Raw genomic sequence first — 14,481 nt, 5'->3', positions numbered from 1 at the left:
CTGGACGTCGTATCCACTCTCATGTGCAATCGCCACGTCACTCACATGATTGCGGACTACGAAGCGGCGAGGCTCGAAGCAGACGAGGAGGAAGGGGGGTTAGAGTCCCGCGATAGGGAACAGGCGGCGAGAGAGCAGCCTGGAGTGCTGGCAGCTCTCAGAAGCCGCCTCGCTCGATAATCGCCGATCAGTTCAACCTCACTCACGGTCTTGAATGCTGGATTAGGGAATCTACCCGTTCGAAGCCAACCACTTCTGATGGGACTATCCTTCCTCACGAATCCGGTTCCAGATCCATCCTTTCCGTGGGCAACGCTTCCCGAGTCGCTCAGAGTCGCCTACACCCAGCCACGAATCGAACACTGGCCAGTCACCTACACTGTCGGCCTATGGCTAATCGTCTTCACGTTCCCACTCGTGCTGTTGCATGCCTACCATCGGTACGGGTCACGTACGGGGTGGCGGTCATGGGCGTGGGTGTGACGTCCCTCGCCTATCGAGAATCGTCGTACGCGAAACACGCATTAGCGACCTTTGGAGTACTCGCGTTCCCACTCGGTGTATCGCCCTCGTGGACGCCTCTCGTCGGCACGGCTGACTGACGTGTATCGAAGCATTCGAGCATCCGATTTCGAAGTCGGTACACCACTGGACAAGAAACGTGCTGGGGGGTATCAGTCAGCGGTGTGTGCGTGCTCGCCGTGTACCTTATCACCAATCGAGTCCGAGCGGTGGAGCCAGTAGAGGAACAGGAAGAAGACGGTCGCGAGGACGTTCAGGACCATCTTGTAGTTCATCTCGATTTTCACCTCTGCAATCTGGACGCTCGATGGGTCCGGGATGACGCCCGCCCCGAGGAAGAGGAAGTGAATGACGACACCCGTGAGCACGGCCGAGACGAAGATCATGCCCGAGAGGATGGCTGCAAACTTCGTGCCGTAGTACTCACGGTACGCGTCCATAATCGGCGGCACGATGAGGTCCGCGTAGATGTACGAGAGGACCGACCCGAACGGCAGGCCGTTGGCGTAGAGAACGGCGCCGAACGGGACGTTCCCGACCGAACAGACGAACGTCGCGACGCCGATGACTGCACCGAGGACTGCCGTCCAGAAGACATAGACAGGCAGCCCGAACGTCGGCCCTGAGAACACGGACGTCCAGACGCTCTCGGGGATGAAACCCGCAATGAGGCCGGCGAAGATGAAGCCGATGGCGATTTCGTCCCAGAGCATCCCCCATTCCGACCACTGCTTGTCCGCGAGCGCCTTCCAGCCCGAGAGGGAGGTCGCCTGCTCGCGGATGGTCGTGTTCGCCTCTTCTGGGTCGAAACTCTCCTTACACGACTCCGAGCAAAAGTAGTAGGTCTGACCGTCGTGGTCGGTCGAGTAGTCAGTCTCCTCGGGGTCGACCTCCATCCCACAGACCGGGTCCTGGACGGTCGAGTCGCCCTCGTCTTGAATGTTCTCTCGGGCCTGCTCGATGACCTCCTCGGGCGTGAGGTAGACGAAGCCGAAGGCCATCAGCCCGATGAGCATGAATCCGCCGACGAGGTCGGCGACGAGGAACTGCCAGCCCAGCAGGATGTAGATCACGATGCCGATTTCGATGACGAGATTTGTCGAGGCGAACATGAATGCCCCGATGGTCGCGGCGGCGGAGCCCCCCTTCTTGAAGAGGTTCTTCGCGGTCGCGATGGCACTGTACGAGCACGACGACGACACGAACCCGAACAGCGACCCGTAGCCAATCTCACGCAGTCCGTGACCGTCAAGCAAGTCCGCGACCTGCTCGTTGGAGGTCCAGGCCTCGACGCCGCCGGCGATTGCGAAGCCGATCACGAGCGCCCACCAAGTGATCCACGCCATCGCCGCGGTGGTCTGGGCGAACTGCTGTATGCTCTCGGCGAAGAACGTCCATAGGGGCTTCGACGTCGTGACGACACCGAGTGCGACCGTTGCGAGCGCGATGACCGCGAGGATCGCGTATTCCTTTTTCTCCATATTGGATACTTGGGCTTCGATCTTTTACGGAGTTACGGCTAACATTCCATGGGTGAGACGGTGTCGTATTTTCTGTCCGTAATGTGCTGGCGACTGAGACACCACATTCTGAAGTCAGTTGGTGAATTGAACACGGACAGCCACTCTCTCAGTCCGCGTTTCGCACGACTCACGAGGGCGAGATCCGGGTTCCATCGTCATCGTCTTCGATAGCAGTAGTCAGAAAACGTCCCAGCCCATCCATGTACCTATGGCTGAACTAGATTCAACAGATGCAGTTATCTTGGAGTTGTTACTGGAGGACGCCCGTCGGTCGTTTCGAGAAATTTCGGAGGAGGTAGAACTCTCTCCACCGACCGTTTCAAATCGTGTCGACCGACTGCGTGACCTTGGCGTCATCCGGCGGTTCACCGTTGAAGTTGATCGAACGAAGTTCGCCGACGAGGATGAGTGTCTCGTCATCATCGACACGCGACTCGTCCATGCTGAAGACGTATTCTCCCAGTTGCAAGATGTCAACGGCATCGAACACGTCTTCTATACAGTCGATTCGACGGTCGTCGCCAAAGCGGTTCTTCCCCCGGCCGAACTCCGCTCGCTGCTCACTGACACCCTGACCGACGATCAGGTCAAGGATTATCGCGTGAAGTCAATTCTGGGATCGTCGTGGCAACCACAGCTTGGCACAGACGACCTAACGATTGAGTGTACGATCTGTGGAAACCCGATCTCGGGAGATGGTCAAAAAGTAGAGGTGGACTCTGGAGACATGTATCACGTCTGTTGCTCGTCGTGCACGGAGAAAATCGTCGAGCAGTACGAATCCCTGAAGCAAGCAGCTGACGAATAGCTGTGTCTGTCTGAAGCGGATCTTTGTCCGCTATTACAAACCCCGGATTGAGCAGCCTGCTATTTCGGGTTGTGTAACAACTGGAGCGCCAATTCGTTCCAACGTGAAGGCAGACACTGATTCAGCTACGCACCAGATGACCGATATCTGCCGTTTCGGGCCCCTAAGCGGACAGGAAAGAATCGTATGAGAATCGCTTGGATTGGGAGCCACAACTCACGAAAAGGAGTCGACCGTAGTATTGAACGCGATGGCTCAAATCAACGAGTTGCTCGACGATTCGACCCGCGAGTGTATCGACAACTGTCACGAAGCCGTGAAGGCGTGCGCCCACTGCGCCGACGAGTGCATCGGCAAGGGCGAGGAGATGGCGGAGTGCCTCCGACTTTGCCGCGACGTGGTCACCGTCGCCTCGACGTGCGCTCAGCTCTGTGCGTCGGGCTCGCAGTTCAACAGCGACATCGCCGAGACGTGCGCAGACGTCTGTGAAGCGTGTGCTGACGAGTGTGAACAGCACGACCACGACCACTGTCAGGCCTGTGTCGAGCCGCTCCGCGAGTGCGCGGAGTCCTGCCGCTCGATGGCGTAAGCCACAAACTGCGTCGGTTTTTTCCGACGTCGACTTTCTTCGTCACTCTTGGCCAATCACCCGACCAATTGCTGATACGACAGTCCAATCGGTAGCTCAGCAGCGAGGCTCGAATTGAACAAGTCTATTACAGAAGTCCTAGGAGAAAGCCCACGACTGCAGTCGTGGGAGGAAGTCAGGCAGCGAATAGAGTTCCGACATACGCTCTTGGATTGACAACGAAGACAGTATATCAGCCCTGACGAAAGTGGATGTTCAATCTTCACTGAGGAGTTGGATGACCCAAGGACAATCACTCGTCCGAGGCCGTTCGGTCCTCCTCCTCCTCCGAGGTACTCGGCCACTGGCGCGCGTCCGCTCGGATTACTCCGTACATGGTTCGGCGTCGAGCCTCCAGTTCGTTGAGCGCGTCGTCGGACGGCGTCGCGAACGTGCTGACCGTGTCGAGGTAGTTCTGGACACTCGAGCGCGCGTTTTCAAGGATGGAGTGGCCCGGCATGTTCGCCTCGGGCGTCGCTCGCTGCCAGAGGGTCAGGGCGTCGTCGAGACGAGCGACGCTCAGTACGGCGGCAGCCTCGCGATCGTCGGTGTAGAAGTAGTGCATGATGGGGTAGGCCTTGTCGGATTCCTCCCACCCCTAAAGGGGTGGGCTTCCTCCTCAGAATCATGTGACTATCTCTAACATCAAGCTGTGATGAATGAGGCGGGCGAACCTAGTCCTCGGTGAATTCGATGGAGATGAACGATTCTATTCCTGAAAAACGATTAGAGCGCCCTATACACGTTCTCGAACGTTCTCCTGTGCGGGTTCACACCCTTCGTGATAACTCCCGAGCGGTCCTACGAGTAACCGAGGAGAAAGACAATGACCACCTTCAAACTCGGCGGCTGGCTACTCGTGGCGCTCGCGATCATCGGACTCGCGTTCGTCGCGCCCGTAGTCAGTGCACACGGCACCGACACGACCGCTGACGACGCGCCCCCGTACGACGGGACCGCCGCCGACTGGGCGGCCTGGATGGAAGCCCACATGACCGACCACATGGGCCCCGGAAGCGTCGAGTGGATGGAGTCGCACATGGGTGTGACCGTCGACGAGATGGCTCAGGACATGGCTGACGACGACTACGACGGCGGGATGTACGGACAGGGCCACTGCTGACGGCCCCTGACCGTACCGAACGCATTGAACCCACACTGAAACGCACCAACCAACGCACGATCATGACCCAATTCACCACTACTCTCGGACGCACTGCTCGGCGACTCGCGATGCTCGCCGTCCCGCTACTCGTCGCGGCGACCGGCACGGCGGCCGCTATGGGCGGCAGCACCGGCGGTAGTATGATGGGCGGCGGCTGGGGACTCTTCGGCGGCGCGATGAGTCTCTGGGGACTCCTCTGGATGGGATTGCTCATCGCGGTCCCGCTCTACCTGGTCTTCGCGCTCGCAGGGCGTGACGGAGACCGACCAGACGAACGGCCGCTGTCGGTCCTTCGAGAGCGCTACGCGCGCGGCGAGCTCTCGGACGACGAGTTCGAACGACGGCGCGAACAGTTAAAACGTGCTGGATGAGCAATCCGGTAACAGTTCAATCGTGGATGACTCCAGCCGCCACAAACGCAGTGAAACCCCACGCTTATGTCCTTCAATCGAGTAGAGTATTGCATGACGTACACAATACAAAAGGCAGTGTCCGGCGAGTTCGACGACGTCGTCGAGACGACCATCGACGCGCTCAAAGACGAAGGCTTCGGCGTCCTCTGTGACATCGACGTGCAGGCGACGCTCGAGGAGAAACTCGGCGAAGAGTTCCGACAGTACCGCATCCTCGGGGCGTGCAACCCGGCACTGGCCCACGAGGGACTGAACGAAGAGATCGAGCTCGGCGCGCTCCTGCCCTGTAACGTCATCGTCTACGAAACCGACGACGGCGAGGTTAAAGTGAGTGCAGTCGACCCACAACAGCTCGTTGGGGTCGCCAAGAATGAGGCGCTCGACTCGATCGCGACTGAGGTCCACGACCGATTCGAGCGCGTCCTCGAAAGCGTTGTTGACCAGCTCGAATCCACCTCGGAGGCATGACTGACGATGTCGTCATCTAATCAACGCACTATCACAACAATCATTCTCCTCATCCTCGGAGCGATCGTCGTGCTCCCCTTGCTCACGATGGGGATGGGATTCGGCGGAATGATGGGTTACGGTGGAATGATGGGCGGATACGGAACGACCAGCGGGTGGTGGCCACTCATCGGGATGCTCGTCCCACTGATCTTCCTTCTTGTCCTGCTCGGTGGGGGATACGTCGTATTCCGTCGCGTGATAGAATCTCAGACATCTCAGAATCCGGCAATGGAGGAATTACGGATGGCGTACGCTCGCGGTGATCTCTCCAACGAGGAGTTCGAAGAGCGACGTGCGAGACTCAGCCGCGAGGAGTCGCAGTAATCTCCCATCATGTCTCCGACAGTACAGCGACGGGAGTTCCTGACGGCACTCGGAGCGGGCATTGTCGGACTCTCGGGATGCATCGGGAATCTCCCAGGGAGTGGCGGCGTCGACAGGACGATTTACGTCGGCGCCTACCACTGGGGCTTCGTCATGTTCAACGACTCCGGTGAGGAACTAGAGCGTGTCAACCTGCAACGAAACGATGTTCTTCGTGTCGTTGCGTTCAACACGCTCTCGAGTCAAGCCATACAAGCTCTTCCATCATCGATTCGTGAAGCCGTTCCTGACCACGAGGCGCTCGAAGAGCGAAACGAGGAGCGCATTCCGCCTCCTTCTGATGGCGATTTTCACGAACTACTGGAGGTGGCGAACGAGCAGTATCCCGACCACAGTCTCGGAATCATGCCGTCTGGACAGGTCCACATGGGTGGGGGCATGATGATGCATCCTGTCGACCTCCCACAGAATGCCACCAGACCTGTCGTTCGTCAACTTGAGGCGACACAGCGTGGTGATTACACGCTGAGTTGCCTGACCTACTGCGGTTACGGCCACCCCTACATGGAGATCGACGGCGGCATCGTCGTTACGTGAGCGTTCGTTGCTTGCCAAGAACGATAGTCACCCAATTATCGTACCATCGTCTCCTCACGCCGCTGGTGGTCCTCCTATTGGTCGAGATCTTCTGGCTACTCATTGGAGCAATCCGAGGGCTGTTCGGCATCGACGCATTCCTTGCACTCTATATTAGAGTGAAGATTTTGTGGGGAAAGACGACCTCGCCCTTTCCTTGTGAGAACAATGTGAGCGTCGTCACCAGCAGATTTTCTTTGGGCGCGTAATAGCTACGCACAACCACACGATGGCTAGGTCAGCTCTCTCGGCTTAACAGAATTCCGAGCACGCCAATTACGCCCGTGAAAACACTGACCATCGACCCATAGTGCACTACGTCCGTGAAAGAATCCTCACATTCTACAACTTGAGAAGGGTCGTCGTCGTATGTGTCGTGGCACCATTGGATTTCCTGCTGGTTCCACACACCAACGAAAAGTCCGCCAGCAATCAAGAGCAGAAACAGTACTAGCCAGCTGTTACGCAGAAACACGTCAAATGACATACTAGTAGTGGACCCAACCACGAAAAGTACGTTTCGGTAATCAAGGGTTCTATCCGTCGCACCGAATCAGCAAGCAGTCTGTGACAATTATACGCAGAGAAACACTGGACTGGCGATACTTGATTTGGCGTCGATAGTGGTTCTCACGGAAAATTAAATTGGGTCGCTGATTCCACTACGAATTCTAGTGCGTACTCGCGTGCAGAATGTTTTCCACCTCCTCTCACCCACCGTCGCGAGCGATAAGCTGTCCGTTACTAATAGTCTTGGCCGGCTTACATGACGAGTGGCTCAGCCCAAGGACTCCCGCACGAACACGAAGACGCTCCGCTGGGCGTTGCTCGCCACAGCGATATTTACAGCGATTGGTGGACTCGCCGCCGCTGCCCTGACGAGAACGCTGATTTTTCTCGTCTTCTACGGCGGCTTCGGCCTCCCAACCCGTGAGTTTCCCCTGCTGGCTGGGCTCGCCGCGGGACTCGTCGGCGGAACCAGCTGGTGGCTGCTCGTCGAACGACCCGGGCACTTGACCCGCGAGCGCGGCGGCCTCGTCGGGCTGATAACCGGCGTGCTGGTCCACCCCATCGCCTGGGTGTTCATCCTCGGGCTTTACACGATCCGAACGGGGGTCTGGGACGCGGAAGGCAACTTCCTGGTCTTTCTATTGTTTCTCTACTGGGGGCTGGGCCTAGTCGGCGGGTTCACCGTGATCATGGGTGTGTTCGCAAGCCTTCTCGTCCTCGTCGCACGCGAGCGACTGAGCAAGGACGTCGTTACCGGTCGGAGCCTGCTGGTCGTTGGGCTGGGTGCGGTCGTCGGAGGCTGGATCGCAGTAACGGTCATCGTGATTCTCGGCGTGTTCGCTCTGGTGGTGGTCGGCGGTGGGTTGCTGGCTGCGGGCGTCACCGTCGTGGCGCTTCGCAGACTCCCCGTGGTCAGAACGTTCCTCGGATGGTGTTACCGGGTCGATCCCGAGGAGTCGGCGCAAGTGAGGGCTGCATTTCGGCGGCGGCACGCCGCGGTTCTCAGTGTCGGCGTGATTGGATTCCTCCTGGGAGCGCTGGGGTATGCGTCACTGGTGGTGACGTTCTGCAGCGAGGTGCTTGTGGTGATAACCCAGCAACCGATGGGGGCGCTGTCCGTCTGTCGGTGGGAGTCTCGATTCACGTTTTATCCGGTGTTTTTCGTCGTCGCCAGCACCCCCGTCTTGCTGGTGGTGAACCGCGTGGCCACGGGGTTTGCCCCCCGGCGGTCGATTCGTCGCGCCGTAGTCGAGTGGCTCGTCTTTTTGGCGTTGGTATCGGCCAGTTACACTGTCGCGTTCGTGGTTCTGTGGCCGCTGTAGGCTCCGATCTAAGCGAGGCTCTCTCGTCTGGAATTCAGCAGATATGGCACGTTTTTAGTCGTACCCACCCTATTCTTACGGAGTCTGTATCCACTGAATGACGGTTCCTCATCTCAATTTTCGGCTGACAAACTTCGTTGGCGGCTCGTTCTCACGCCAGAGTACACGCGGACGACTGATTCCGGTCGCCGGCCGTCAATTCATTGATTCAAGGTTAGTAGCGAATCCGAGAGATGTTCCGCCGTGCCACTGATGATGGCCGTCGGGTCCGTCAGGTCGAGCGGGGGGAGCGTCTCGACCGGCACATCGATCATCCGTTCGAGCATGGCCGGATTCGTCCGTTCGGCCACGGTGGCACCCTCATACTCGTTGAGAACGACACCGCGAACGGGGAGCCCGCGCTCGCAAAGCGCGTCGACGGTCAGTGCCGTGTGATTCAAGGTCCCCAATCCCGACCGGGCGACAACCACGGCGGGAAGGTCAAGGTCGGCGACGAGATCGAGTACCTCTCGTCCCTCGGCCAGTGGCACACGGAGTCCACCAATGCCCTCAAGGACGCCACACGCCGCGTCGGCCAACGCCTGTTCACAGTCCGCCAATAGCGTCTCGTAGGAGAGGGTATTGCCTGCTTTTTCAGCCGCAACTGCGGGAGCCAGCGGCTCCTCAAGCCGGCGGAGACAGGTTGCGGCAGCGGCCGTCCCGCAGACGTCGGCGACGAACCCCGCGTCGTCGTCCGGGGGGAAGCCGGTCTGGCAGGGTTTGACGGCGCGAGCGGCGACACCGACTTCCCGTAGATTCCCAATCAATCCTGCGGTGACGACGGTTTTGCCAACGCCCGTGTCCGTCCCAACGACTGCGAAGTCCTCAGTCATAGCAGATCAAGAGCGCGGCCGGCCTCGCGGAAGGCCGTCAAACAATGATCAATTTCCTCGTCCGTATGTGACGCCATCGGTGCCACCCGGATTCGACTGGTCCCCTCGGGAACCGTCGGCGGACGAATCCCTGGCGCGATGACATTCCGCTCGCGGAGCCGCTCGGCGAGCGTCATTGTGGTCTCCCGGTCGCCGACGACAACGGGCAGGATCTGGGTTTCACCCCACACTTCATACCCGAGTTCCTCGAGTCCATTGCGCAGTCGCTCGACGTTCGTCCAGAGGCGTGCCGGCCGGTCGCTCTCGCGAGCGATCTGGAGCGATTTCCGGGCAGCCGCCGCAGCTGGGGGCGTGAGGCCTGTGGAGAAAACGAACGAGCGGGCGGCGTTGAGCAGGTACTCGATTAACAGCTCACTGCCTGAGACGTACCCGCCCTGGCTCGCAAGCGCCTTCGAAAGCGTCCCCATCTGCACATGGACGCGGTCGGCAAGCCCCTCGCGCTGGACGATACCGCCACCCGCCTCGTACAGGCCGGTCGCGTGCGCCTCGTCGACCATCAGCCACGCGCCGTACTCTTCGGCGGCGGCACAGAGCTCCTCAAGGGGAGCCACGTCACCGTCCATACTAAAAACGGAGTCGGTGACGACCAGCCACGATTCGTCCCCGGTCGCCTCCTGAGCGCGTCGCTCGAGCATCGCACGGAGATCGTCGGGGTCGCAGTGGTCGTACACTCGCGTCTCCGCGTCGGCGAGCCGACAGCCGTCGATGATGCTTGCGTGATTCAGCTCATCTGAAAAGACAATGTCCGGAGCCAGTGCTGAGAGCACCCCGAGGTTCGTCGCGTACCCCGACGAGAACACAAGCGCCCGCGCCATCCCCTTCGTCTCGGCGATATCGCGTTCGAGGGCGCGATGGGGTGGTGTGTCACCGGTCACGAGCCGACTTGCACCGGCACCAGTCCCGGTCTGGCGGGACGCATCGGCTGCCGCCGTCTGGACGCGCTCGTCGGCTGCGAGGCCGAGATAGTCGTTCGCGGCGAACACGAGTTGCTCCCGGCTGTCGAACTCGGGGACTCCTCCCTTCGGGTCGGGAGCCATCCGGCTGCGTGCGGCCACCCGTTCTGTCGGAGTGAGGGTCCGCCTGAGCCCCTGTTGTTCCCGCGCGGCAAGCTGGGCGGCGAAGTCGAACCCGTATTCCCGGTTCCGGCCCGCGTCGGCATCCGAACCAACCTTCAGTTCGTCACGCATCTAGAACCCCGGCATCAACTCGGCGGGCCCGAAGACCCCGTACTCGCCAGCGCGATGACGGCGGAGCGCCGCTTTCATGTACCCCAGGGCCGGTCCGTTGACGTTGGCCTCCATGCTCGTGTCGTCGCCGAGCTGGAAAGTGTTGGTCGCCGTTTCTCCGTCGAAGGTCCGCCCCGTGACACGCACGGTCGTTGTCGTCGGCTTCTCGTCGGCGGTCACATCGAGGATTCCGCCGACCGTTACGTCCGCGGCGTCGCAGATGCCAGCGCGCTCCAGAAGGACGTCGTCGGCGTGCTCCATGTCTCGGAACTCGATGATGCCGTCGTGCTCGTCGATGACCGCCGCAATCTCCGCGTCGCTCATATTGCGGGCGTCCTCGATATCGTACCCTGGTAGATGAGCGATGTCCTCGCGGACGGTGCCGCGGTTGTCCTCGTAGCCGGATTTGAGTCCCACACCCCACCAGATATCGACCGCCTCAACCTCGACGAACGACTGGGCCGCGATGGCCGCTGCACCCGTGAGCAAGCCGGGCGTCGCACCGGCACCACAAACGAACGTGATGCCACACTCTTGGAAGGTATCCGCACGCTCGTCGAGCATTCCGATGACGCGGGAGCGTTTGAGCACGTCTACGAGTACGCCGGAATAGTCCGCGTCCGCGAAGCGGTCGGCCACCCGTGGAATGAAGTCGTGCTCGAAGTTGGGGAGCGCGATGAGCACCGCGTCGATCCGGTCGCTCTCTGCGATGATGTCATCGATCGGCGTCTCCGTCGCGGTCGCCTGTGCAGACGCGACAACACCGGCGCCCGCCCCGGTCTGCTTGATGCCACCCCCTCGGGCGGACGCCGACCCGCCGTCTGTAGACAGGTCGCGCCCCTCGGGATCGCTCGCGATGTTCCCCTCCGTCGCCGCGAGCAGCTCGTCCACGTCGAGGCCGTCGTGGTCGATGGCGACTCCATGGCGGTCACACGCTGCGACGGGCGTGAGCCCCTCCTTCTCCATCGAGACCTCAAGCATTCGTCGACCGATGCCACCTGTACCGAGTACTGCGAAGGTGCTTTCGTGCATGTTAATTCTCCAGTTCCGCGTTGCTGTTCGCCGATCCTGCTGCCGTTTCAACCGTCCTGCGTTCCCGTTTCGTCCGTGCCTTGACGGCCTCGGTATCGAACTCGTGGACGGTCATGTTCGGCTCCATTCCGGCCCGCTCGATCGCCTCAATGTCGTCGCCGGGAGACTGCCCCGAGGTGGTGAGGTAGTCGCCGGTCAGAATGCCGTCGGCTCCCGCCTCGAACGGCAGGTGTTGTTCGTCCGTCTCGAGATTGACCTCGCGGCCACCCGTGAGTCGCACCCGCGCGTGGGGGTGGAGCAACCGATAGACCGCGATGGTGCTGATGAGTTCGTTGGTAGAAATCGCCGCGTCGTCACCGAGTCGGTCGCCCAGCGGCGTCCCCTCGATTGGGTTAAGGACGTTCACTGGGAGCGAGGAGATCCCGATCTCTTGCAGGGCGATAGCGGCGTCCACGCGGTCGGTCGGCGTCTCCCCCATACCGAGGATGACCCCGGCACACAGGTCCATCCCGGCTGCTTTGGCGATCTCCAGGGTCTCCACCCGGTCTTCGAAGGAGTGGGTCCCAACAATTTCCGGGAAGAACCGGGGAGAGGTCTCGATGTTGTGATTGTAGTGGTTAATCCCCTCGTCGGCGAGGATTTGGGCTTCTGTCTCCGTGAGGATGCCGAGCGAGGCGTCGACCTCGACGTCGGTCTCGTCGCGAACGAGGCGAATAGCCCGGAGCACCTCCTGCCACTCGTCGGGTCGTTGTTCCTTGGAGACGCCTTTCTCGGCAACGACGATGCCGAAGCGCTGGGCACCGTCGCGCTCTGCTCGTTTGGCTGCTTCAAGTATCTCTTCGGGGTCGAGAAACCCGTACGTCTCGATGCCGGCGTCGAAGTGGACGGATTGGGCGCAGAAGCCACAGTCTTCGGCACAGTTGCCCGCTTTCGCGTTCACGATCGAGCAGGCATCAACCGTGTCGTCACCGAAGTGCGCGCGGACGAAGTCGGCGGCGGCCGCGAGTTCCTCGACCGGCTGTGCGATGAGTGCCAGCCCGTCACGGCGATCTAATCGTTCATCAGCCAGTACCTGTTCGACGGCGTGGGCTATCGTCGTGTTTTCGGTCTCGTAAACCACGAGTGGGACGTTGGTTGACGAGAGTAAAAAAGTTCGGCCCCTCACATGAACTCGGCAATGGCCCCGATGAAAGACCGAGAGAGAGCGACTCCCCAACCGACATACAAATCACTCAGTATCTTTGCGTCACGCTTTCGGCTACAACACGAACACGTCTTCGACGTATCTCGCTCGGAAACACGGTAACGTGGATGCCGTTCCCTTCGGCCTTGTAGTCAAAGAGCGTCGAGAAGCGGTCAATCTCCCACCAGTGGAGTTTCTTGTTTCCACGTTTGCCCCAGTTCCGTGAGTCGCCATTCTCAGTTCCACGAATTTTACTCAAGTCCTTGGTGGCGATGCGATCGACCTCGTGGTTGATGCACTGCTCTACGACGTGCTTGACGAGGGCGTACAGGAAGTGGTCTCTCCGTCGAGACAACATCTGTCGTGCGCTTTGCGCCCGACATGACGGGCCGTTCTCTCCTTCGGTGTCGTACTCGTCGCGGGTGAAATAGTGCTTGTCCTGTTTCAGCACGTTCCCCGGATACAATTCGGCGTCTCCGTCGTCGTAGGCGATGGCGAGGGAGTTGCTGATGCCAAGGTCGATTCCCACCGTGTTGTCGCCGGAGACGACTTAGTTTGGTTGATCGCGCTCATTAAACCGCTTCTACCAGACGACGGCTCGCGACCTCGCGCGCCATTCTTTCTACCCATTACTCGACCGCGGAGCCCTGGTCTGGGCCCTCGGTCGTCGTGGTCAGACATCGGGGAGACATTCGTTTGCAATAAAAAGTTCGAGAGTCGGTTTGGTCTCTTTGAAACCCGACTCCTTGCGAATCTCATCGGTGGTCCCATTCGAGGACCCCACGGCCTCGAACTAGGGTGGATGGACGTGGTAGAGTTCGGTCCGGAATCATATGGCTCCCCCCTCCAATGCCTCGAGGCATTGTGGGTTAACTGCATCGAGCAGCACACAACTTCCTGCCGATGACAGTCACGTGGCCCGCGATCCAATCGTGTGGCACAAGCCCTCCAGAGACGTGCGATGCCATGGTCAGATTCTGGGACATGTGTCACTCGTTCACATACCTCGTGGCGGGTAAGGGAATGAGACCAATCATAAAAAGCATTGTGTATGTCACAGAATGGACTATAATTTCACCGCAGGAATCACTCGATCGGTTGCGACGACCTCGACGTAGAGGTTGGGAGTGCTGGTGAGCATCTCTCGAAATCGATAACGCCGTTGGTCTCGATAGCGGCGGCGCCAGGTGCGCTCGTTTCTCTGCGGGCGCGTTGCAGACGAACAGCACGTGTAAAGAACCGATAATAGCAACAATCGCCGGTAGGTTGTGCCGCTGGGAAGCTTCAGCGGAGCTCACCTGTATCGTCGATGCTCGTAGTAACCCACCCGATCTAAAATCACAGATACTGGCAACATTGTCCTTCGAAGCGGGAGATACGTCCCATATCCCCGATACGGGGAGATACATCGGATGCAAGATGTTGTCATACAATACCCGGTTGGCATTCGAATAATGTGAATCGATACACCGTGCGGGTCAGTCATGGTGGAGGAATTCACATGAATACCGTCGAACACTGGAAACAAGAGAAACACTCCCTGGATATCATCGAGGAAATCTACGAATACGCCGCCGAAGGCCTTTCCTTCGACGAAATCGAAGAGCGCGGAGGCGAAGGCGAGTGGGAGCATTTCAAGTGGGCGGAAATGTACACCCACGACCGCAAAGAGGGCTATTTCATGCTGCGGACGAAGGTCCCTGGCGGATTTCTAACACCCAAACAAGCCGAAGTCATCGGTGACGCC

The 14,481-nt window shown here is 59.6% G+C and carries 16 protein-coding genes and 2 pseudogenes; 11 read left to right on the top strand and 7 right to left on the bottom strand.

Going from position 1 to position 14,481, the window contains the following annotated elements; genetic code table 11:
- Positions 1-21: 21 nt before the first annotated feature.
- A complete protein-coding gene (locus P1M51_RS19190) occupies positions 22-180 on the top strand; it encodes a hypothetical protein (protein ID WP_276249037.1) in 159 nt (52 codons plus the stop codon).
- A 78-nt stretch (positions 181-258) separates the two neighbouring features.
- Positions 259-483, top strand: a complete 225-nt coding sequence (locus P1M51_RS19185; protein ID WP_276275353.1) for a hypothetical protein — start codon at positions 259-261, stop codon at positions 481-483.
- Positions 484-674: 191 nt separating this feature from the next.
- On the opposite strand, the gene P1M51_RS19180 is transcribed toward P1M51_RS19185, so the two are convergent.
- Positions 675-2,003: a permease gene (locus tag P1M51_RS19180; protein ID WP_276275352.1), complete on the bottom strand. Its 1,329-nt coding sequence runs from the start codon at positions 2,001-2,003 to the stop codon at positions 675-677.
- A gap of 250 nt (positions 2,004-2,253) precedes the next feature.
- On the opposite strand from P1M51_RS19180, the gene P1M51_RS19175 reads away from it, so the two are divergent.
- The gene (locus P1M51_RS19175) at positions 2,254-2,853 is read left to right on the top strand and encodes an AsnC family transcriptional regulator (RefSeq protein WP_276275351.1); all 600 of its coding nucleotides are present in this window, start codon (positions 2,254-2,256) and stop codon (positions 2,851-2,853) included.
- A gap of 250 nt (positions 2,854-3,103) precedes the next feature.
- Positions 3,104-3,442: a four-helix bundle copper-binding protein gene (locus P1M51_RS19170; protein WP_276249041.1), complete on the top strand. Its 339-nt coding sequence runs from the start codon at positions 3,104-3,106 to the stop codon at positions 3,440-3,442.
- 292 nt (positions 3,443-3,734) lie between these two features.
- On the opposite strand, the gene P1M51_RS19165 is transcribed toward P1M51_RS19170, so the two are convergent.
- Entirely contained in the window at positions 3,735-4,046 is a 312-nt protein-coding gene (locus tag P1M51_RS19165; protein WP_276275350.1) for a hypothetical protein, read from the bottom strand.
- A 261-nt stretch (positions 4,047-4,307) separates the two neighbouring features.
- Between P1M51_RS19165 and P1M51_RS19160 the strand changes: the two genes are divergently transcribed.
- The 6 genes from P1M51_RS19160 to P1M51_RS19135 all read left to right on the top strand — a co-directional run bounded on the left by P1M51_RS19160 (position 4,308) and on the right by P1M51_RS19135 (position 8,361).
- Positions 4,308-4,604, top strand: a complete 297-nt coding sequence (locus tag P1M51_RS19160) for a hypothetical protein (RefSeq protein WP_276249043.1) — start codon at positions 4,308-4,310, stop codon at positions 4,602-4,604.
- Positions 4,605-4,666: 62 nt separating this feature from the next.
- Entirely contained in the window at positions 4,667-5,017 is a 351-nt protein-coding gene (locus P1M51_RS19155) for an SHOCT domain-containing protein (RefSeq protein ID WP_276275349.1), read from the top strand.
- 93 nt (positions 5,018-5,110) lie between these two features.
- Positions 5,111-5,527 carry a DUF302 domain-containing protein gene (locus P1M51_RS19150; protein WP_276249045.1) on the top strand — a complete coding sequence of 139 codons (417 nt, stop codon included), beginning with the start codon at positions 5,111-5,113 and terminating at the stop codon, positions 5,525-5,527.
- Positions 5,528-5,533: 6 nt separating this feature from the next.
- Positions 5,534-5,893 (top strand): SHOCT domain-containing protein, encoded by a 360-nt coding sequence (locus P1M51_RS19145; protein ID WP_276249046.1) that lies wholly within the window; start codon positions 5,534-5,536, stop codon positions 5,891-5,893.
- Between the two features lie 9 nt (positions 5,894-5,902).
- Entirely contained in the window at positions 5,903-6,490 is a 588-nt protein-coding gene (locus tag P1M51_RS19140; RefSeq protein WP_276249047.1) for a hypothetical protein, read from the top strand.
- 812 nt (positions 6,491-7,302) lie between these two features.
- Positions 7,303-8,361, top strand: coding sequence for a hypothetical protein (locus P1M51_RS19135; protein ID WP_276275348.1), 1,059 nt, complete (start codon positions 7,303-7,305; stop codon positions 8,359-8,361).
- Between the two features lie 200 nt (positions 8,362-8,561).
- On the opposite strand, the gene bioD is transcribed toward P1M51_RS19135, so the two are convergent.
- The 5 genes and pseudogenes from bioD to P1M51_RS19110 form a co-directional block, all read right to left on the bottom strand.
- Complete coding sequence (bioD, locus tag P1M51_RS19130) at positions 8,562-9,233, bottom strand: dethiobiotin synthase (protein WP_276275347.1); 672 nt, start codon at positions 9,231-9,233, stop codon at positions 8,562-8,564.
- Positions 9,230-10,480: an 8-amino-7-oxononanoate synthase gene (locus P1M51_RS19125; RefSeq protein ID WP_276275346.1), complete on the bottom strand. Its 1,251-nt coding sequence runs from the start codon at positions 10,478-10,480 to the stop codon at positions 9,230-9,232. The genes bioD and P1M51_RS19125 overlap by 4 nt, the downstream gene beginning before the upstream one ends.
- Entirely contained in the window at positions 10,481-11,551 is a 1,071-nt protein-coding gene (locus tag P1M51_RS19120; RefSeq protein WP_276275345.1) for a transcriptional regulator, read from the bottom strand.
- A gap of 1 nt (position 11,552) precedes the next feature.
- Positions 11,553-12,671: a biotin synthase BioB gene (bioB, locus tag P1M51_RS19115; protein WP_276275344.1), complete on the bottom strand. Its 1,119-nt coding sequence runs from the start codon at positions 12,669-12,671 to the stop codon at positions 11,553-11,555.
- Between the two features lie 98 nt (positions 12,672-12,769).
- A pseudogene (locus tag P1M51_RS19110) lies at positions 12,770-13,275 on the bottom strand (transposase); the annotation flags it as partial.
- 960 nt (positions 13,276-14,235) lie between these two features.
- Here P1M51_RS19110 and P1M51_RS19105 point away from each other — a divergent pair.
- Positions 14,236-14,478: pseudogene (locus P1M51_RS19105) on the top strand (ferredoxin--nitrite reductase); the annotation flags it as partial.
- Positions 14,479-14,481: the final 3 nt, after the last annotated feature.

Origin of the sequence: Haladaptatus sp. QDMS2 (assembly GCF_029338295.1) — an archaeon.
GTDB lineage: Archaea > Halobacteriota > Halobacteria > Halobacteriales > Halococcaceae > QDMS2.
This window is presented reverse-complemented; position numbering and strand designations above follow the sequence as displayed.